18 protein-coding genes are annotated in these 20,542 nt (G+C 60.9%); 8 read left to right on the forward strand and 10 right to left on the reverse strand.

Features of this window, described 5'->3' with window-relative positions; all coding sequences use genetic code 11:
* The first annotated feature begins 11 nt into the window (after positions 1–11).
* Positions 12–782 carry a WecB/TagA/CpsF family glycosyltransferase gene (locus FHT97_RS20465; protein WP_183759095.1) on the forward strand — a complete coding sequence of 257 codons (771 nt, stop codon included), beginning with the start codon at positions 12–14 and terminating at the stop codon, positions 780–782.
* Positions 783–796: 14 nt separating this feature from the next.
* Entirely contained in the window at positions 797–1,666 is an 870-nt protein-coding gene (locus tag FHT97_RS20470; protein WP_183759057.1) for a DUF6492 family protein, read from the forward strand.
* On the opposite strand, the gene FHT97_RS20475 is transcribed toward FHT97_RS20470, so the two are convergent.
* The 3 genes from FHT97_RS20475 to FHT97_RS20485 all read right to left on the reverse strand — a co-directional run bounded on the left by FHT97_RS20475 (position 1,663) and on the right by FHT97_RS20485 (position 5,541).
* A complete protein-coding gene (locus FHT97_RS20475) occupies positions 1,663–2,595 on the reverse strand; it encodes a glycosyltransferase family 2 protein (RefSeq protein WP_183864073.1) in 933 nt (310 codons plus the stop codon). The two genes, FHT97_RS20470 and FHT97_RS20475, sit on opposite strands and share 4 nt — an antisense overlap.
* A 113-nt stretch (positions 2,596–2,708) precedes the next feature.
* Entirely contained in the window at positions 2,709–4,073 is a 1,365-nt protein-coding gene (locus tag FHT97_RS20480; protein WP_183864074.1) for an O-antigen ligase, read from the reverse strand.
* A complete protein-coding gene (locus FHT97_RS20485) occupies positions 4,066–5,541 on the reverse strand; it encodes a GumC family protein (RefSeq protein WP_183864075.1) in 1,476 nt (491 codons plus the stop codon). The genes FHT97_RS20480 and FHT97_RS20485 overlap by 8 nt, the downstream gene beginning before the upstream one ends.
* A 206-nt stretch (positions 5,542–5,747) precedes the next feature.
* Between FHT97_RS20485 and FHT97_RS20490 the strand changes: the two genes are divergently transcribed.
* The 3 genes from FHT97_RS20490 (at position 5,748) to FHT97_RS20500 (ending at position 10,176) form a co-directional block, all read left to right on the forward strand.
* The gene (locus tag FHT97_RS20490; RefSeq protein ID WP_183864076.1) at positions 5,748–6,830 is read left to right on the forward strand and encodes an endo-1,4-beta-xylanase; all 1,083 of its coding nucleotides are present in this window, start codon (positions 5,748–5,750) and stop codon (positions 6,828–6,830) included.
* Entirely contained in the window at positions 6,827–8,245 is a 1,419-nt protein-coding gene (locus FHT97_RS20495) for an oligosaccharide flippase family protein (protein WP_183864077.1), read from the forward strand. Before FHT97_RS20490 ends, FHT97_RS20495 begins: the two co-directional genes overlap by 4 nt.
* A gap of 131 nt (positions 8,246–8,376) precedes the next feature.
* Positions 8,377–10,176, forward strand: a complete 1,800-nt coding sequence (locus FHT97_RS20500; protein WP_183864078.1) for an alpha/beta hydrolase — start codon at positions 8,377–8,379, stop codon at positions 10,174–10,176.
* 59 nt (positions 10,177–10,235) lie between these two features.
* Here the strand turns inward: FHT97_RS20500 and FHT97_RS20505 are convergent, their stop codons facing one another.
* Positions 10,236–11,348 (reverse strand): calcium:proton antiporter, encoded by a 1,113-nt coding sequence (locus tag FHT97_RS20505; RefSeq protein WP_246712702.1) that lies wholly within the window; start codon positions 11,346–11,348, stop codon positions 10,236–10,238.
* Between the two features lie 250 nt (positions 11,349–11,598).
* Here FHT97_RS20505 and FHT97_RS20510 point away from each other — a divergent pair, with 250 nt between their 5' ends.
* The 3 genes from FHT97_RS20510 (at position 11,599) to FHT97_RS20520 (ending at position 14,192) form a co-directional block, all read left to right on the forward strand.
* The gene (locus tag FHT97_RS20510; RefSeq protein WP_183864080.1) at positions 11,599–12,330 is read left to right on the forward strand and encodes a hypothetical protein; all 732 of its coding nucleotides are present in this window, start codon (positions 11,599–11,601) and stop codon (positions 12,328–12,330) included.
* Between the two features lie 278 nt (positions 12,331–12,608).
* Entirely contained in the window at positions 12,609–13,055 is a 447-nt protein-coding gene (locus FHT97_RS20515) for an SRPBCC family protein (RefSeq protein WP_183864081.1), read from the forward strand.
* Between the two features lie 84 nt (positions 13,056–13,139).
* Positions 13,140–14,192, forward strand: coding sequence for an adenylate/guanylate cyclase domain-containing protein (locus FHT97_RS20520; RefSeq protein WP_183864082.1), 1,053 nt, complete (start codon positions 13,140–13,142; stop codon positions 14,190–14,192).
* 84 nt (positions 14,193–14,276) lie between these two features.
* On the opposite strand, the gene FHT97_RS20525 is transcribed toward FHT97_RS20520, so the two are convergent.
* From FHT97_RS20525 to FHT97_RS20550, 6 genes are all read right to left on the reverse strand, one after another.
* Entirely contained in the window at positions 14,277–14,714 is a 438-nt protein-coding gene (locus FHT97_RS20525) for a GFA family protein (protein WP_183864083.1), read from the reverse strand.
* A gap of 112 nt (positions 14,715–14,826) precedes the next feature.
* Complete coding sequence (locus tag FHT97_RS20530) at positions 14,827–15,405, reverse strand: sugar transferase (protein WP_183759069.1); 579 nt, start codon at positions 15,403–15,405, stop codon at positions 14,827–14,829.
* Between the two features lie 40 nt (positions 15,406–15,445).
* Positions 15,446–16,357 carry an NAD-dependent epimerase/dehydratase family protein gene (locus tag FHT97_RS20535; protein WP_183759070.1) on the reverse strand — a complete coding sequence of 304 codons (912 nt, stop codon included), beginning with the start codon at positions 16,355–16,357 and terminating at the stop codon, positions 15,446–15,448.
* 52 nt (positions 16,358–16,409) lie between these two features.
* The gene (locus tag FHT97_RS20540) at positions 16,410–18,335 is read right to left on the reverse strand and encodes a nucleoside-diphosphate sugar epimerase/dehydratase (protein ID WP_183759071.1); all 1,926 of its coding nucleotides are present in this window, start codon (positions 18,333–18,335) and stop codon (positions 16,410–16,412) included.
* 5 nt (positions 18,336–18,340) lie between these two features.
* The gene (locus FHT97_RS20545) at positions 18,341–19,705 is read right to left on the reverse strand and encodes an O-antigen ligase family protein (RefSeq protein WP_183759072.1); all 1,365 of its coding nucleotides are present in this window, start codon (positions 19,703–19,705) and stop codon (positions 18,341–18,343) included.
* The gene (locus FHT97_RS20550) at positions 19,702–20,481 is read right to left on the reverse strand and encodes a glycosyltransferase family 25 protein (protein WP_183759073.1); all 780 of its coding nucleotides are present in this window, start codon (positions 20,479–20,481) and stop codon (positions 19,702–19,704) included. The genes FHT97_RS20545 and FHT97_RS20550 overlap by 4 nt, the downstream gene beginning before the upstream one ends.
* Positions 20,482–20,542: the final 61 nt, after the last annotated feature.

The following is a 20,542-nucleotide window of genomic DNA, read 5'->3' on the forward strand; positions in this document are numbered from 1 at the left end:
TCAGTTACTCGATGGTGGATTGGCCGACAAATCGGCTCGGAGCCCTTCCGATCGTGCGGGCAGGGATGGACGACTCCGCGGACGCGTTCATCAGGCTGGCTCTGGAACGGCGAGGTATTGGCGGGCGTCCTTTTTATTCGACATCCGCCAATGGTCAGGTGATCGCCCTTTGCGAGCAGGATGCCGATTTTCGCTCGTTGACCCGCCAGGCCGACCAGATCCACGCCGACGGGATGTCGGTTGTGCTGTTTTCAAAGCTGTCCTCGACTGAGCCGCTGCCGGAGCGCGTCGCGACCACCGATCTCATCCATGCGGTAGCGGCACGCGCCGCCAAGACGGATGTCAGTTTCTATTTTCTGGGCGCCACCGAAGAGGTGAATGCGCGGGCGGTCGAAAATCTGACGAGGGCCTATCCGGGACTTCGGTTTGCCGGACGGCGCAATGGCTACTTTGATCGCGCCGAGGAAGACGCCGTCATCGAAGCGATCAACGCGGCCGCGCCCGACATTCTTTGGATAGGCTTTGGCGTTCCACTTGAGCAGCAGTTCGTCGTCCGCAACATCGAGCGGCTGCACAATGTCGGACTGATCAAGACGGCAGGCGGTCTCTTCGACTTTCTGGCCGGGAGCAAGAGCCGTGCGCCGCATTGGATGCAGGCGCTCGGCCTCGAATGGCTCTATCGCATGATCCTTGAACCCCGGCGCCTCGCGGTGCGCTACCTCACCAGCAATCCGGTTGCCATCTATGCCATGCTGCGAGCCGTTGCCAGGCGCAGCCATTGACGGAAGATCCGATCATGAAACCCTCGATATCGCTCATCACGCCGAGCCATCGTGGCGATCGCGACAGATGCCGGCTGCTGTGTGACTCGATCGACCGCTATGTCACCGGTTACGACACCCACTACATCGTAGTGGGGGACGAGGATGCCGACGCGTTCGCCGGGTTCGAAGGCGAAAAGCGCCACGTTGTTGTTTCGTCCAGCCTGTTGCCGCCTCTGTGGTCCCTTCCGAAATGGCGTGGCCGGCACTACTGGTGGGCCCCATACATGCGCCTTCCGGTTTATGGCTGGCATTTGCAACAGTTGCGCAAGATCGCCATGACCCTCGCGCAGCGGAGCGATCGGGTCATGTGCATCGATTCCGACAACTGTTTCTGCAAACCCTTCGACGTTGGGGCCTTGGCGCAGCAGCCGAAAGTCGCTCATTTCGTGGCGTCCGGTGACGTCAATTCATCACGACCAAGGCATGTCCGCTGGTGGCACAATGCCCATCGGCTGCTCGGCCTGACGCCACCCGCCCTGCCAGGCGACGATTTCATCAGCCAGATGGTGCTCTGGGAGCGGCGAACCGTCGATATCATGACGAAACGCGTCGAAGCGGCGAGCGGCCTTCCCTGGTGGCAGGCGCTCGCTCGCGTCAGGCATTTTTCGGAGTACCTGCTCTATGGTGTTGCCGTCGCAAACGACGAAGAGCTGGCCAACCGGCACATGCGTGTTTCGCAGAGCCCGTGTCTGACCTACTGGGAAGGACCGGCGCTCGACCAGGCGGGCCTCTCCGCGCTCATCCGGCAAATGACGCCCGAACAGACGACGATTGCCGTCCAATCGCATACGCGAACACCGATCGACGTGATCCGCCAAATTGCGCTTGGCACGGCGGCCTAATTGCTGGCGCGATAGGGCGTCGGAAGGACGCCGAGAGTGGCGAGGGTTCGACCGATCGACACCAAAAGCGGATGGCTTGCCGGTAGCAGCCGTCGGGTCCTGACGAGCAGCGCCAGCGAGCGCATCGCACCTGCTCCGAGACTGAGCGCATTCTTTGCGATCACTCTTCCGGCTGATCCGCTATGCATCCGATCGATGACGTAGTTGATGCTACCCGTTCGCAAGGATCGGGTCATCAGGAAGCGGGCCGAAACCCGTTCCTCGGGAACGAATTCCCGGATCACCGCCTCCGCGCACCACCAGCTCTTGTAGCCTGCCCGTCGGCACCTCGTGAAAAACTCCATGTCTCCGCCGCCGAGAAAGTTGAAGCGCACGTCAAACAGCGGCGAGGGGAGACCTTCGAATACATGCCGGCGGATGAGGCAGTTTCCGGAGCCGTGGATCTGGTCAATCTGGCGCGTCGTGCCCTCGATCGAACCGAAAAGAAGATGCCGTTTGACGGCGTCGGTCACGGGCACCTCGAACTGCCGCACCACCGGTCCGCCAACGATATCGGCCTTCTCGCGCCTTGCCGTGCCGACGATCGCCGCAAGCCAGCCTTCGAGGGCGATCTCGTCGTCGTCGATCATCAGCAGGAACTCGGCGCCGGGAAATGCGTCCATGGCTTCGCCGAACGCGCGGTTGATGGCATGACAGTTGCCTTGCCGCTCCTCCGTCAGCACCAGGGATGGTTGGCACTGGCTGGCGAGGAATTCGCGTGCGTAGCGGGCACCCACCGGGTTCGCCGCGTCATTGTCAACGACCACGACGGCAAATGGAAAATCGGTTTCCTGGGCACAGACAGATTGCAGCGTCCGAGCGAGCCAGGCGGGTCGTCGAAATGTTGGGATGCAGACCACGGCCTCTACGGACATCTTGCTTTCCTGCATGTTCCAAATCCCCGTCGTATTAAGGACCGTCCAGTCGGCCAGTTCGGGGGAGGTTTCACCTCGCGACGGCGAAGCTTTAGCCGGCTGCGGGATAATCTACAATCAGGGCCTGATCATGAGGTTAACAGGCTCTGTCGAAGCCGCTCTGCCGTCGGCGCCGCGGGAATTGCCGGCAGCGTCGGTATGGGCGCCGCCGTGCTCACGAGACCGGCATTTGCCTGCAGGCGCAGCCCGAAGACGGCAACAAGCATCGTAAACCAGATCGGTCCGCTATTGCCGAAGAACGGGCTTTCGAGGCAGGCGAGAAACAGGGAAAACAACCAGATCCGCAGGAAAAGCCGGGTCAATGCCCGGTCGTTTCTTCCCTTCAAGGCGCGTGTGGCGTATCCGATCGGCAGGATGACAAGCCAGACAAACACCATCGCCAGTGCCGGTATTCCGCCATTGATCAGCTGTTCGACATAGCCGTTATGAGAATTGGCCGCGGTCACGGCCCATGTCGTCATCGCCTGGCCGCTGTTGAACAAGGCTTCGGTCTGCCAGAACGACTGGAAACCATAGCCGATGATGGGCCGCGCGGCGATTGCCGACAACGCCAGGCGCCAGATCGAACCACGATCCGTAAACGTCGGATCGATCCCGGCAGAGGCGAGCAAAGTGCTGAACGACGTCGATACGGCTGCCGTCAACAGCATGAGGTTCAGGCCAATGAGGCCAGCAAGCAGCATGGCGGCGCCGGCCTTCGGCCAACGTTCGAATGTCCAGGCAAGAACAAGGATTGCCGGCAGCATTGCTGCAGAGGTCTTTCCGCCGGCGTGGAGCACGAAGAACGCCGCCGAAAGGGTCATCAGCAGACCAAGCCTGATGTGCCCGGCCTTTCTCGCATAGAGACCGAAGAAAACGGCATAGACCATGGCGGCAGCAGCAACGTTCTTGTGGCCGAAGTGACCGCGCCAGTCGCCCGCAAGCGATTGCTCGAGGGCGTCGGTGGCCTGGTGGATCGCAAGGTGCGGCAGGGCGATGACGCCGAGATAGGAAAGAGCGATCGCGAAACCCATGCCGATCGACATCAGTCCTGCGAACTGCTGGCCATCGCGCGGAATGAGAAGCATGGCATTGGCGCACAGGCAGACCAGTATCGCAAAGATAATGCGGCGGTAGGCTGCGGCCGGATCACCGGCAAACAGGCCCGTAAACAGCATCCAGACAAGCAGACAGGCCAGCAGGCCATGTGGGCGCAACAACAGTTGGCGGGCCGGGTTTCGCAGGACCGTAACCAGTACCACACCCGACATGGCGACGACGATCAACTGGTTGAAGACGTTCGAACTCGCGCCATAGGGCGTGGAGAGGCTGGTGGCATTCGGGTCGGGAAAGGGGTTCAGGCCGATCCAGAAGTAGCCGAGGATCAGGAGAAACAGGAAGGCGGCGAAGCCGCGGCCGTCTCGGCTCGACACGGCCCCGACGACCTTAGTCATGGGTCTTGGCCTCGCTGTCAATCAGCCGTCGATAGTCGCGCCAAAAACCGGAGAGAAGGGCTGCGAAAATCCCAAGTCCGAGGCCGAGGATGCCGCCCGCACCTGACAGCACGTAGCCACGCGGCGGAAAGCTTCGCGCTGACGGCACAACGGCGGGGGAGACGATCCGGACGTTGGTCGTGTCGATCTGCTGGCGCTCGGCGGCTTCGCCGGCCCTTGCCATGAAAGCCTCGTAGACCGTTGCCTTGGCGCGTGCCTCGCGTTCGAGTTCGCGCAGATGAATTTGCGCTGCCGTATCCTGGAAGACGGATGTCTTCATCTGGTTGGCTTCCGAATTGAGTGCGTCAAGGGCCGACTTCGCCTGATCAAGCTCTGCCTTCGCCGATTGCACGATCCGTGCGGTCTCCGCATCGATCTGGCCCTCCAGCGCGCGAAGCTGCGGCTGAAGCGTGACGATCATCGGATGCTTTGGTCCAAGGATCGCCGATTGCGACGTCGCCCGTTGGCGCAACGTCGAATATTGGGTTCGCAGCATCGTCATCGTTTCCGATTGCAGGGCAGATGCGTTCAGGCGGTTCTTCGGATTGGTCGATACGAGCTCGTTGTAGCGTGATTGCGCCTGGATGAGACGCGCCTTGGCATCGATGAGCTGGGTGTTCGTCTGGTTCGACATGAGGGTGCTGACCAGTTCGCCGGAGCTCGACTGCAAGCCCTGTTCCCGCTTGAACACCTCGACGGCAGCCTCTGCCTTGGCAACCTCCGCCTTCAGGTCGCCGAGGCGCGCAAACAGCGAACTGGCTGCCCGTCCAGCGCCTTCCGACTCCGCCCTGGCAAGTTCTTCCTGGAACGCCGACGCGATCGCGTTGGTGATTGTGACCGACTTGGCAGCATCCTGCGTCCACACGGCGACGTTAACGATGAAGGATCGTTCGTCGCGGCGGGCCGTGACGCGCTTGGCGAGCGTGCGAAGCGCGTCGGAGCCCGGATCCTTCGATGTCTGAGACGCGAATTCCGGATCCGAGGTGAGCTTCAGGTCACCAACCACGCGGTTCAACACGTTGCCTGAGGTCAGGACGCGCAATTTGCTCTCGACATCCAGGAGCTGGGTGTCCCTCTGGATGCTCTCGGAAAAGATGTCGTCGGCAACGACGCGAAGGTTCGACGGGTCGACCAGGAGGTCGATGCCGGCGGTATAGCGCGGCTTGACGACGAAGACGACGGCATACCCTGCAACCGCCCCGAGGAGCGCACAAGAGATGATGAGAATGACGCCTTTCCTGAGCCAGGTTAGGATACGCGTCAGATCGAACTGAAGGAGTTCCTGGACCACGGCCAGACGGCCCTGCAGCGGCGCCGGTTCGACCAGGGTCAGGCCTGGCCGGGCTTGTCCGACACGCCCCTCCTGGCGTGTCGTCCAGCCGCGCGTGCTGATGACCGGAGTCTGATGTCTGGTAGCGGCTTCGTACATGGCGGCGAGATCTGAGTGACACGGCGCGAAATAACGCGAAATATACGGTCAAAAGACCTGATTTTCCTTAACTATCCATTAATGGCGATTTCATTTGTTGCGTGCGCGCGACACAGGCGTTCGATAAAAGCCGGACTCTCAAGGCTTGGCTGGCGCGCCCGGCCGAACCCTGTCTCATTTGAAGACAAATCGAAGGATGTTGATCAATGCGCAGGCGGGATTTCGTTCTCGGTGCCCTGGGTGCCGGCCTGGCGTCAACGGGCGCCTTCGATAGCCTCGTTCGAAACGACATCACCGCGCAGGCGGCATTCGCAAGAGGCGGCATTCCCTACGGCGCGGCGGTGCGCACGGACCTTCTCGACACGGAGTTCGACTACAAGGAAGCCATTATCGATCACTGTCAGATCGTGGTCGGTGAAGGCGGCCTCAAATGGATCGATCTGCGTCCGAGCCAGGAGCAGTTCGTTTTCGAGCAGCCCGATCGCCTGATCGACTTCGCCAACCGCAACGGGATGCAGATGCGGGGGCATACGCTTGCTTGGTATGGCGCCATGCCGGACTGGACGAAAACCATTGCCAGTGCGGCAGAAGCCGAACGCGAGCTCGTCCATCACATCACGACCGTCGTCGGACGCTATCGGGGACGGATCCCCAGCTGGGACGTCGTAAACGAGGCGATTGCCGAAACGCCGATGCGCGGCTCTGTCATACGCAATTCAATCTGGCAGGAACGTCTTGGCCCACGCTATATCGAGATTGCCCTTCGGACCGCGGCCGCGGTCGACCCCTCGGCGCAGCTCGTCATCAACGACTACAACGTCGAAAACCCGACATCCCAGTGCCGCGACCGGCGCAAGGCCTTGCTCGATCTCCTGCGCAGCCTGAAGGATCGTGATGTTCCGTTCCATGCTGTCGGAATACAGGGGCACCTGCCCGGAGACCTGGAGATCGACAGGGAAGGACTGTCGAGGTTCGTGGAAGACGTGAAGGGAATGCAGCTCGATGTTCTCGTCACCGAGCTCGACGTCATCGACGACAAGCTGCCCCCCAACGAGTACGACCGCGACCGGATCGTGGCCAGGCGTGCGGGTGATTTCCTCGCTGCAATCGGCGAGGCCGCGCGTCCGAGCGCCGTCCTCACCTGGGGGATTACGGATCGCTATACCTGGGTGCCGATGTGGTTCAAGCGATCGGACGGCAAGCCGAACCGGCCGCTGCCGCTTGATGCCTCGTGCCGACCGAAGGCGTTGATGAAAGTGATCGACGAGTTCACGCGCGCGGCTGAATGATGTTTCGCCAGATTTCGACCTATATGATCGCGAATGCCGTATCCGCAGCCTTCGGCTTCGTTTCGGTGGTGCTGTTCACGCGTATGCTCAGCCCGCATGAATATGGGATCTATGTCGTCGGAACGGGCGTCGCCGGTGTAATCTCGACGCTGCTCTTCGGCTGGATAAAATTCTCGGTACTGCGTTTCGAATCCGAAGGCGGAAGGAAGGATGTCCGCACAACCGCGCTCTATGCCTATGGCGGGCTCATGCTGGTCAGCCCGCTGGTCGTTGCCGTGACGTGGCTGATCGCCGAGAATTCATCGCCCTATGTCGTGCCCGCCGTGTTCGTCGCGTTCATGGTGGGGCTTTTCGAATTCGTCCAGGAGATCTTCAGATCACGCCAGCAGACGGGAGCCTACATGTGGTCCGTCATTCTGCGCGCGGTGCTGACCGTCATATTCTCGGCTGGTCTTGTGATGCTGTTTGGCATGGGAGGGCAGGGCCTGCTCGTCAGCGTCGCCTGCTCCTACCTCGTAACACTCCTCGTCTACGCGCCGGGCGTCTGGCGTCGGCCTCGCCATCCCTTCGATGTCGATCTGCTGAAGGATATGCTGCGCTTCGGGATTCCGATGACGGCGTCGTCCTTCGTCTTCGTCCTCCACACCGTCCTCGACCGCATGATCATCGTGACCTACATGGGCGAGACGGCCGCCGGTGTCTATGGCGCTGCTGCCGATCTGGTGCGTCAGATCATCCTGTTTCCAGGCGTCGCGATCGGATCTGCCACGATCCCTGTGGCGATCCGGCTGTTGACGCAGGACGGCCGCGAGGCCACCAACCGGCATCTGACGGAAACAGCCGAGATGCTTCTGGCCGTGCTGATGCCGATGGTCGTCGGGCTGGCGCTGGTGGCGCCAGGGTTCGCCTCCTTGATCCTTGGGCCAGAGTTTCGGGACGCTGCTGCGATGCTGATGCCAATCCTGGTCTTTGCCTGGCTGTTCCGATCGATCTCCTATCAGTTCGTTCACGTCAGTTTCCAGCTGGCAAAGAAGCCGGGGCTGATGGGTGTCCAGGGCTTGATCATCCTGGCGATCAACGTTGCCGCCATGTTTGTCCTTGTCCCGCGGTTCCAATTGGTCGGGGCGGCTTACGCGCTGTTGATTGCCGAGATAGGCGGCGCGATCGCGGGCTATTTCCTGTCCTATCGGGCTCACCGCTTGCCATTCGAGCTCAGACCGATCCTCAAGGTCAGCCTCGCGACCGCAACGATGGCCGTGCCGACCGTCATCGTCGGGCGGCACCCGACCGGTAATGTGGTGCTTGACCTCGCAGCGCCAATCATCACCGGCGTCGTCGTCTATACGCTTGCCGGCATTGCACTCAATCTCGCCGGCGTCCGCGTCGCATTGACGAAGCGGCTGCGACTTGCCTGAGGACGAACACGTTTGCGTGATTGGCGGCAATGCAAGGGAAGAGGCGCACTCCGTACAGATTCCGCTAATCCTTACCACCTAAGGAAGAAGCCAGGGAAGGACGCACGGCGGGGGCCGGGTTGGGGCATGGGATGACAACAACGATAGAGAATGGCGCGAATTCGGTCACAGGCGCGTGCTGCGCCTCGCGGCCGGTGGCTTTCGGATCAAGCACGGGCCTGTATGCCGAAGCGGATCAGGGCACGCGGCCAAGCGGCGTGGCCGTGCTTTTTCTCAATCCCTGGGGGATGGAGGAGATGTGCACGCGCAGGTTCTACCGGATTCTGGCCGAGCGCCTCTCGGGCATCGGCATGGCCAGCCTTCGGTTCGATTTTTCGGGCACGGTTAATTCGCTCGACGAAACCGCCGGCGAACGCGGTCTCTCGGTCTGGCAGCAGCAGGTTGCAACGGCCGCGGAAACCCTCCGGGAGCTTTCTGGAGCGCGCAGTCTCGTTTTCCTCGGACAGGGGATCGGTGCGAGCCTCGCCCTTCTATCTGCCGATAAGCGGCCGTCGCCGGACGCCCTTGCCCTCCTGGCGCCTGTGCTGAAGGGGCGGGCCTATCTCCGCGAGCTGTCGCTGTATTCCAGGCTCATCGACGACGGGCTCGGTATCAAGCCCGAGTTGCGGGACAACGCGGCCGGATCGATTGCCGGGATACGCATGCCGCGGGCCGTTGCTGATGACCTCCGGCGCCTGGACCTCACGAAGGTGGAGATCGATGCCCCCCCTGATCTGTTCCTTGCCGTTCGCCCCGGTCTCGAAAGTGACGTCACCCTCTGTCATCAGCTGGAAGCGGCTGGATGCCGGCTGCGTGCGACTGATTTTGCCGGTTATGATGCGTTTGTGTCCAATCCCCTCAATCAGGAAATTCCTGACGCCGTGGCCCGGGATCTGATCGATTGGGTCCAGTCTCTTCCCGGCTACCAAAGCGGGCGCCTTTCGGCGAGGACAATGCCGATGCCCGTCGCATCGGTTCGATCAAGGTGCATTCGCGAAACCGCGGTTCGGTTCGGTCCGGACGAGCGGCTCCATGGCATCCTGTGCGAGCCGACAGATTCGTTCGCCGGTGTAACGGCTGTCATTCTGACGACGGCTTATGATCATGCGGCGGGCTGGGGACGGTTCTCGGTCGAGCTTGCGCGCGCGCTCGCAACCGCCGGGGTGGCATCGTTCAGATTTGACAGCGCCGGCGTCGGGGATAGTCCGCCGGTGCCGGGTCGGCGCAGGCAGGTTCTCTATGACGAGGCGCAGGTGGACGATGTCATAATCGCGCGAGACTTTCTCGAGCAGCATGGCCCAGGTGGCAGCACGATCCTGATCGGGCGATGCAGTGGTGCCTACGTCGCGTTTCGTAGCGTCCTTGCCGATCCTCGCTGGGACGCCTGCATCCTCGTCAACCCGGTTGCGTTCCGGTGGCGGTTCAGAGGGCTTCCAAAGACCCTGAAGTCTTACCTCAAGAATGCGCTCGATCGGGAAAGCCTGCTTCGTCTGTGGGCGGGCGATCTCGACCTTCGCGCGGTGACCAGGAACATTTCCGTGCGTCTTGTTGACCGAATGGCGAGCCGGCTGTCGTCGGTTTTTGCGCCCGCCAAGCCACTGACGCAACTGACCCGGCAGGTGCACCGTGATTTCCAGGTTCTTGCCGATCGCAGCATGCCGCTCGCAATCGTCTACACCGAAGGGGACGAGGGCCAGGATATGTTCAGGGTCAATTTTGGCGATGCGGGCGAAAGATTGTCGGCCTATCCCAACGTGGCACTGCACCTCTTTCCCGATGCCGACCATAATCTGACACCGATGCCAGCCCGCGAAAGACTGATCGAGCTGGCCAAGGTTGAGGCGCTCGCGATTAGTGCCGCTTCCCTGAAAAAAAGTATGGCACGAGGCTGAAGGCCTTGGGTATCGATTGATGAGCCGCGCAAGACATCCTGTCCGCGGGAAGCGTTACCTCAGGTTTCAAATATCAGCAGGAAATAGGCCACGAAAAGGACAAGGTGCACGGCCCCCTGCATCAGATGCGTGCGCCCGCTTGCGAAGGTGATGATGCTGAGTGCGAGCGTCAGGATGAGCATGACGGAATCCGTACGGTCCAGACCAAGCACGACAGGGTGCCCGGTGACGTGGCTGATCACCAGCATTGCCGGGACGGTCAATCCTATCGTCGAGAGCACGGACCCCAGGAAAATGTTGACGGATCGCTGCAGGTGATTGGCGACCGATGCCCTGACCGCGCTGATTGCCTCGGGTGTAGCGACGAGGATTGCCATGATCACCCCGCCCAATGCTGCGGGGGCATGCAGCGTCTCGATGAAGTAATCGATCGGCGCGGCAAGTTCCTCGACTAGGAAGACGACGAGTGCCATGTAGGCCACCAGCAGGATGACGGGAAGAAGCAGGCCTCGTTCTTCCGTTTCGACGCGCTCGGGGCGGGCTTCGCCGGTATCGTCGACAAAGAATTCTCTATGGCGTCCGGTCTGCAAGCTCAAAAACACGCTGTAGAGACCGACCGAAATAAAGGCGAGGACTGTCTGCTGGACGAAGGAGTAGGGCGGTCCGCTCGCCGAATGGGTGAAATTCGGCATGATCATGCTGAGCGTGGCCAGTGGCACGATGACACCGAGATAGGCATTGGCGCCCTGGAGGTTGTGATGCTGGTCATGGCGCCGCCAGCCGCCAACCAGCAGTGACAGTCCGACCATGCCGTTGAGGATGATCATCACGACGGCAAAAAGCGTGTCGCGCACCAGGGTCGGGTTGTTTTCGCCATGTTGCATCACCGCCGTGATCGCCATGACTTCGATGGATGTGATCGCAAGCGTCAGGATGAGCGTCCCGTAGGGCTCACCCAGGCGTTCTGCGAGATCGTCGGCATGGCGAACGACCGACAATGCGCAGCCGAGGACGACTGAAAACAGCCATGCAAAAATGATGAACAGCCAGACGGGATTGGAAAGCAGAGCGAAGATCGATTGACCTGAAATCAGGAACACGACGCTCGTCAGAAGACCGAACGCAAGGAGCCGTTCACGGCGTATCGACGCCAGCCCTCTGCGTTGCTGCATGGCTGCTTCCCGATTCATCCTTCCGCCCTCGTTATGCCGGCAAGTATACGCCACAAGCCGACGGCTCCGTCCACTCCCATCGTTAGTGGAAATGGCGTAGCCGTGACCTTAAAGCCATGCGATCTCTCGACCGTCATCGTGGCTCGCGAGCGATTTTGCCAACGGGGAGGCTCAGTCGCTATCCCGTCTGGACAAATTTTTGCACTGCACTATGATCCGCGGACCAGCTGCAAACGCTTCGAGGTCCGGAATGGATGCCGCCAATGCGCTTGATGCCAGGACACCCGATATTTCCGACGACCATTTACAGACGCTCTTCGCGGCGATGGAACGCGACGGTTTTTGCTGCATTCCAGATTTCGTGGACGCAGCAAGCCTCTCGACCATGCAGGCTTTTGTGGCTTCGTCGGTAACCGGGTCAAAGCACGAATATGTCGCATTTCAAGGAAGCGAAGCAGTCAGGGGATCGGGACTGGATGAACTGGCACAGTCAGGCCGGTTTCAGTCGATCTTCAGGCGTCTTTACGAGGCGAGCCGAAGAAGGCCGGCCCCTCCGGTCGAATTCCATCAGGTGTTGCGGTGCCTCACGGGAAAAGGCATGACCGAGCACTCCCTCAATTTCCACTATGATTCCTATCTGATAACGGCGTTGATCCCGATCGTAATACCGACGGCAGGCAGGCCCGGCGATCTTTACATGGTCCCGAACAGGCGGCCCGTTCGCGCCAGCTATGTCGGCAACCTCCTCGACAAGATCCTGGTGGACAAGGTCCGCCAGAAGTCCCTGAGAGACCGTGCCGAGAAGGATCCGACGTCCTTCACGCGGATAAAGATGGTCCCCGGATCCCTTTATTTCTTCTGGGGCTATCGCAGCATCCATGCGAACGAGCCTTGCGATCCCGGAACAGTCAGGGCAACCGCGCTCTACCATTATTTCGATCCACATGCCGAAAGCGCGTTGAAGGCACGGCTCAGACATTGACCGCAATGATCAGCGCGTGGCGACCGCCGACAGTGACAGCGCTGTCACCGTACCCCGAGAGCTTGCGAGCCACGCCCCACGACGGTTCGACCAACACCGGCGGTGACCGGCGAGCGTTGTTTTTCGCTTCCGCCAGGGGCCGCATTGTGACGTCAAAATCGCTTGCCGGCGATCTTATGAGCTTGTTGCGCTCGGCTGGCCTCCTATGTGCTTGATGAGAAGAGACATGTAGAGGTCACCGGGTTGCGCGGGCGGCCCTGGCCGAAACGGGAGGAACCATGCAGGAGCAGACAGTCGTTCACCGTGAGGCCCACATCCCGGCGCCGCCATCTGCCGTTTTTGCCTTGCTGACCGATCCTGAAAAGATCCTGCGATGGATGGGAACTGAGGCCGAGGTCGAACCACAACCGGGCGGGCTTTACCTCGTCAACGTCACCGGCTCTCGTTTCGCCAGGGGATCGTTTCGGGAGGTGATACCTGTACACCGGCTTGCCTACAGTTTCGGCTGGGATGGAAGCGAGATCGTGCCACCCGGCTCAAGTCTGGTGGAGATCGATCTGATCGAAAAGCCGGACGGGACGCTATTGAAGTTGACCCATTCAGGGCTGCCCAACGCAGAGCAATGCGCCGGCCATTCGGAAGGCTGGGAGCACTATCTGGGACGGCTTGCAGAATGTGCAGCTGGGCGCACACTGGGTCCGGATCCCTGGAGAGGCCGGGTTTGATGGCTGCAAACAGGAGGGCCGTCTACGCTAAATGTGGACCTTACCTCGGAGCGAACGATGGTCTCGCCATGACGGCATGAAGATATGGAGCTTTCACCCTCCCTCACATGGCTTCTCGATGAGGCTGGCTCTGCGCCAAGTCCCGAGTGGTTCCTCGCGGAACTGGGTCGCAGGCTTCTTCTCGATGGCATGCCGATTGCGGGTGGCGCACTGACCCTTGCCGCGCCACACCCGATCATCACGCGTCGCACCTGGCTCTGGCGTGCCGAAACGGGAGAGGTCATCGAGGCTCTCAGCTTTTCCAACACCTTGTTGAGGGAGGCCGACGGTCAGTGGCTTTTGGGACTGGGACCAGTTGAGGAAAGCATTGTCGGCAAACCTCCAGGCAACGCTACCCTTGGATGGGCGGGAGCCCGGCCGTTTGCCGACAGCGAGGGCCTCTGCCTGAAGGACGTGGCCCGGTTCGCCGCACCGTCCGTCGCTGCGTTGTCAGCGAGGGCAGGGCTGACGGCCCTTCTCGAAGCTTATCTTGGCCGCAGAAGTGCCGCGCGCGTACAGGCCGGAGCGATGACCCGTGGCGTCGGCGAAACGATACAGGCTGCCTTGCTGTGTGCGGATCTGCGCGACTTCACCGCTCTTTCCGAGGCAACAGAGCCTGCCGTGATGATCGCGATGCTCGACGCCTGGTTCGACCGGATTGCCGGTGCGGTGCATGCGTTTGGCGGCGAGGTGCTGAAATTCATGGGCGATGGTGTGCTCGCAATCTTTCCCGTTACCAGCACGCCGCGATCCGCGTGCGAAGCGGCACTGCGCGCTGTCTCCTCGGCCCGCGCCGGCATGGCTCACCTCGATTCCTTGCGTCAGGATAAGGGGGCACCAGCGCTTCCATTCGGAATTGCCGTGCATTTCGGGGAGATCCTTTGGGGCAACGTCGGCGCTGCGGATAGGCTCGATTTTACGGCGATCGGGCCAGCAGTGAACCTTGTCAGTCGACTTGAAGGACTATGCAAACCCTTGGGACACAGTGTCCTGGTTTCAGGAGCTGTGGCCGCCGAGGTGGTGATGCCCCTCGTCGCTGCCGGAGAGCACCAGCTACGGGGGATAGCCAAGCCCTGTGCGGTCTTCACGCTGGTCTAGGAATGAAGGGTCGGTGCGGGGCAAGGCACGACCGCGCCACGGGCTCAAGCGCAGAGCGGCCTTGGTCCTTCGCACGACCGGAAATCAGAACCAGACGTCGGCGACGGTACGGGCGTCCGGTGGGAGATCCTCGAAGCTGTGGAGCCCGTCGAACCTTTGCAGCCGGATTCCGGCAACATCATCGGGCTCGGCCAGGCGAAGGTTGACAGCGATCCTGGTGCGTCCATCGCCACCAGGCTGCAGCGCGCGCCAGCTCACGAGATTTCCGCAGCGACTGCAGAAGTTGAATGAGAGCGAGCGTGAACCGCAGGTATAGGCCGTCAGCGCTCCGGAAGTGTCTGCGACTGTAATTCCCTCACCGTCATAGTCGTATGCCCAAAGCACGCCATAGCGACGGCAGAGCGTGCAGTTGCAAATCGTGGCGTCAGGAATTGCACCACGGAATTCCCAGTGGACCGCTCCGCAGTGACACGACCCGCGGATAGTCGGGCCCGATGCGATGTTATCGGTGGGCGTTGCCATAGACGTTCTCCCGAGGGCTTGCCTCGAGATCTAACGCAGGTCGTTCAAAAAAATAGGGGCGCAAGCCTCGCTTGCACGTCGTCGGCTGCCTGTCGCTACGGCATCAACGCCTTCACTTGACGGCAGCGTCACCAGTTCCCCGGCCGAGAAGCGTGCCGACAACAAGAACGATGTCCTGCCAGAACCCGGCCTTCCTGATATAGCGGGCGTCGGCCTGCGCGAGTGCCTCTGGCGTCGACATGTCTATCCCTTGGAGCTGGGCGAGGCCGGTTATGCCGGGGCGCACGGAAAAGACGCGGTATTTGCGGCGCGCAGCAATGACCTCACCTTGGGTCGGCAGGCAAGGCCTCGGACCGACGAGGCTCATTTCGCCCTTGAGCACATTGATGAGCTGCGGCAATTCGTCAAGCTTGTAGGCCCTCAACCTTCTGCCGAGCGGCGTGATCCACGAAACCGGCGCGTCGTGGGAGCCGACATTAGGCGTCCCCGCCGCCATGGTCCGGAACTTGATGCATATAAATGGCATCTCATAGCGCCCCACGCGCTCCTGGCGAAAAAGCGCCCCGCCCGGAGATGATCGGCGCACAAGGATTACAAGAACCAGGAAGACCGGTGACAGGAGGATCAGTCCGAACGATGCCGCGCAAATATCGAACAGCCGCTTCAAGAGTCGATTAAAGCCGTGGAGCATGAAAAATTGCATTCCCGTCAAAGTTGCTGACCCGAAACGCTTAGAAACAGCGCTTCAGCGCTTGCCCCATATCAAAAGGGGGCGTCCAATCCAAGAGCGTGCGCGTCGGCGTAATGTCAACTTCCAGCCAGTCGGTCAGGCGCGACAAGAGTTCCGTCTTGCCGGCAATCGCTGCCAGGCTCCGCAAGGCGAGCGTAGGACAAGGCAGCAGGCGTGCCGGGCATCCCGTTGCGGCAGCAAGGCGCCTGACAAGTTCCGGCGTCGAGACTGCCTCGTCGTCACCAGCCAGCAGGGTCTGGCCTGCGGCGGCCGGATGCAGCGCCGCCGTCAGGATGAGGTCGGACAGGTTTTCCACATAGACCATCGATCGGCGATTGCGGATCGACCCAAGGGGCAGGGGTATCCCGCTTTTGACGAGCTTGGTCAGGGCGCGAAAACTGCCACCAACGTCGCGGCCATAGACCAAAGGCGCACGGATGATGACGATCTCCATGCCCGAGGAACCGGACAGCTCGATCAGGCTTCTTTCGGCCTCGAGCTTGGAGACCGCGTAGCCGCTCACCGGGTTCGGTACGTCATCCTGCCTGAAGGGATGGCCTTCAGCGGTTCGTTCGCCGTGGACCTTGATCGTGCTCAGAAAGACGAAGCGCCTGACGCCGGACGCGGCAGCCTGTCGGGCAAAATTGACGGTTCCCTCGACATTGACGGTCCGAAGGAGCGCGCGATCCTCCCCGGATCCGGCCACGACATTCTGGTTGGTGGAGGCAAGATGAATGACGATCTCGATGCCTGAGAGCGCTGCGCTCCAGTCGGTGGCGCCGTTGATATCGCCGACGGGGCTGTACCCATGCCGATTGGAACGGCTTGCCGCCCTGAAGGCAGTGCCGCGCGTGCACAATTCCTGTTGCAGATCCTGACCGACGAAACCGGTCGCACCGGTGACGAGCAGCATCGTCAGCTCCTGGCCGGGGGTCGGGTGGCGCCGAGATCGGCGCAGGATAGCGTCATGATGCCAATCCCTGGCGGAGCGACACCAGGTCGACGACGACATCGAACGGACGGTAGTCCTGGACGAGTTCGCTCAAGACCCGCCGCAAGCCGTCGGCATCTCCCTCCTCGGCGACCGAGCTCAATTGCTCCAGCTTCGGTGTCAGCGTCTTCCATGCGATGAAGCGCTCCCGCGCCCGCATGATCTTGGCGTGTGCCGTCGGCTGGGGATCGTCACCGATCAGCAGTTCCTCGTAGAGCTTTTCGCCCGGGCGCAGGCCGGTCGTCACAATGCTGATGTCGCCTGACGGATTCCGCTCATCCTGGAGGGTCAGGCCTGACAGTTCGACCATGCGCCTTGCGAGATCGATGATTTTGACCGGCTCGCCCATGTCGAGGACGAAGACATCGCCTCCCTTGGCCATGGTACCGGCCTGGATCACGAGTTCGGTCGCTTCCGGAATAGTCATGAAGAAGCGCGTGATCTCGGGATGCGTCAGGGTAATCGGCCCGCCTTGCCTGATCTGCTGGCGAAACAGCGGAACGACCGAACCGGATGATCCGAGCACATTGCCAAAGCGGACCATCGTCAGGATGGTCGACGCGCCCTCGGCTGCCAGTCCTTGGAGAGCCATTTCCGCAAGCCGTTTGGTAGCGCCCATGATGTTTGTCGGCCTGACAGCCTTGTCCGTGCTGATCAGGATAAATCGTTCGACACCTGCGTCGATCGCTGCCCTGGCAACCGTGACCGTGCCGAACACATTCGTCTTCACGCCCTCGACCGGGTTCTTCTCGACCAGCGGCACATGCTTGTAGGCTGCGGCGTGATAGACGATATCGGGCTTCCAGGTCGCCATGATCCTGCGAATGCGCTGTTCATCGGACACGCTGGCAAGAAGAGGCACGATCTGGACAGCGCCATCCGGATTCTCGTCCAGCAACTCGTTTTCGAGGGCGTAGAGACCATATTCGTTCTGGTCGAGAACGAGGAGCGTGGCTGGCTTCAGCCTAGCGAGACCCCGGCACAGCTCGCTGCCGATCGAACCTGCCGCACCCGTCACCAGAACCACCCGGCCGCGAATGTTTCGCTCCAGGAGAGCCGCATCCGGCTTGACCGGTGTTCGGCCGAGCAGATCCTCGATATCCAGTTCCTGCAGGTCGGTGAATTCCGCTTGGCCGCCCGCAAGCGCGTTCAGATCCGGAACTGTGCGCACGGCAACGCGGGCTCCGCGAAGTTTCTCGAGAATTTCATTGCGGCGTGAGCGATCGATCTTCGGAAGAGCAAGCAGGATCGTGCGGACGTTCAGCCGCGAGCTGAGCTCCACGATCTTCTCGGGATCATAGACCATCGCACCGCCGATCAGGCTGCCGTGCAGGCTCCTGTCGTCGTCGAGATAGCCGACGACCTTGAAATCGGCGCTGCCGCTGAGCGCGCCGGCAACTTGCCTGCCGCCGGATCCGGCACCATAGATCAGCATGTTCGTCTGCTTGTTCTGCCGCAGGATCCGCTTGTAGGCCTCGCTGAAGAAATAGCGTGCCATGAACCGGGTCAGGCCAATAGCCAGCAACAGCAGCAGTGGCTGCATGATCCCGATCGTGCGCGGTATCCCGGGAAAGCTGATGGCCGTGAACACGGCCATGAAGGCCAGGCCATAAATCGTGATCGCCTTGATGACAGTAATAAAGGCCGACCAGCCGAGAAAACGGAAGATCGCCCGGTAGAGACCCATTGTAATGAAGATCGGCAGGGCGATCACAAGCGATACGGGGATCGTCAGCAGTTGCAGGCCAGTAAGGGTCACCCAGTCGTTGAGACGAAAGCAGAAGGCAAGCCAGATCGTCAGGATGCACAGGCAGCAATCGACCAACACCGCCAATGCGCGCTTTGTTGGCCTGGGTAAGTCGAGAATGCTCTGGACGTATTTGTCGGAAACCGCCCGCATCCGATCTAGCCCCCGACCGGCTGCGGCATCGACGAGCCGCCAGAAAGCGAGGCCCCGTTACGTCGATCGGCAATGGAGGCCGAACGAAGCTTCATCGAGCAGGCAAAACATATGGCCCCGAAAAGCAGCGCGTAGGATTCTCCGATCGCAAGTCGGTTGTTGGAATTGCTGAGAATCGTGGTGGCAAAGTAGATCGCGAACGTCAGATGGCAGGCAAACGCGCTCCTGCTGACGATGCCGGCCGCGCAAGCCCGATAGACACGGTAAAGGCCTGAAAGGACGATCACCGCCAGAATGGCAAGACCAACGAAACCATAGCGGATGAGGATCTCGAGATATCCATTGTGCATTAGCGTGTAGGTGACACCGCGGTACGGCGTGGTCTGCCAGATCGCCAGCCAACCATTGCCGCTGCCGAAGACCGGTGCGACAGATATGACGTCGATCGCGTTGGCCCAGAGCTGCAGTCGCTCATCCAGGGATGGCGGCGTATCCGGGGAAGCGATCGCGTCCTGCATGACGTGTTCGACGGAAACGCCGCTTTCTACCCGACTGGCGATACCCATGACGGACTCGAACGTGGCGGCTCCGAAATGCGCGACATTGCCACGAACCTCATAGGCGCCCCATGATAATACCAGGAGCCCGGCGATCGCGGCCAGCAAGACGGTCTTGCGCCTGAGGTAGAACAATGTTGTACCAAGCATAAGCCCAAGGGCTGGAAGCAGGGCAACCCATACTCCCTTGGACTTGGCACCATAGACGTTGAGGATCGCAAGTCCGATCACGGCCACGGCAATCGCCAAGACGATCGACTTGGTCCGCGCCGAGCTTCCGATTTCCCATTGGTGCAGGGCCCAGTAGAAGGCTCCGATGAAGAGAAAGCCACATCCGACCGCGCCGTGGATCGAATTATGGTGGAAGGCGGGTGAGATCCGCTCTCCGGAAAGCAGCATGGAGAAGGGTGTCGATATGATCAGCACGACCAGTACGGTGCAGAAGAATGCTAGGAGGATCGGCCTGACCAAGTGCCAGCTTGCATTGAGCGCCATGCCCATCGCGGGAAAGAAGATCGCGAAGGCGTAGAGCCACTCGGACGCGCCCTTTTCATGGTCAACGATCAATCCGAAGAGAAACCTTACCAACGCGAAAGCGCCCCAGGCGACGCAGAGGATCGCCAGCCAGTCGCCTGAATTGGCGCGGATGGGCGCCCTGCGATAGGCGAGGGTCAAGCCCAGGAGGAGAAGGGCAGCGTAGCGATAGAAATCACTTTCTATCACGGTCACCGACATCATTCCGAGCCAGAGAATGGCGAGAACGACGTCAAGGCCTGTCGACTTCACCTGGGTGACGGATATGGGCATTGTCATGATAGTGCATACCGTATTCGGCGCGCATACTCGAGCATACGAAGCAAATGCGTTCCGATCTTGCGGACGCCTCGCAACTTGACGGCACGGTATTCAGCCCTGTTGGCGATCTGGCTCACGGTGGAGCGCTCGGAGAGTTCAACGATATTGCGCCGGACGGTGTAGATGCTGACGCCTGTCTTCCATCCGCGCTCGAGGGTCATGTCGTAGGGAAATTCGATGTCGTTGGCGCTTCGAAGCAGCTTTCGGGCGCCTTCGCGCGTAACAAGATAGCAGGCGGCGGAGCCCTGCGGGCCGTGCAGGCAACGCCCGATTTCGTCTCCGTACTCGGAGACAGCGACGGTGCGGCACCATTTTGACCTGTGATTGAGCAACTTGACCACCTCGGCGGACGGAACAGCCTGCAGGATCGCCGCCGCCCTCTGTGTGAAATCCTGCCGCAGTTCCACGTCATCTTCCATGATGATGGCGTTTTCGTAGTCACTCGAAAGAAAAGCCTGCAGTGCCCTCATGTGGGCACGATAACAGCCATATTCGCCGGGAAGCATCTGCCGCCCGTTCCGGCGCAGGAACTTCTTCTCGTTGAAGCCGGATCTCTCCACGACAGGAATGGAGCGTCCATCGACGCCGGGGACGCGATCGATCTGAATGCCGGCCAAGGTTGCCTGCGACGACACTTCCGCCCACCGATCGGAGGAGCCGTCCATGTTGATCACGTACGCACCGATCGACCGTTGCAAACGCCTCTGTCCTGTTGCCGTAGTCAGTTCCAGCATCTATTCCGCGTCTTTTTTGGCATGATGCACGATTGACGTATTCCGCGTTTCCGGGAAACCG

The organism is Rhizobium sp. BK399 (assembly GCF_014194695.1).
In the GTDB taxonomy this organism is placed as follows: domain Bacteria; phylum Pseudomonadota; class Alphaproteobacteria; order Rhizobiales; family Rhizobiaceae; genus Rhizobium.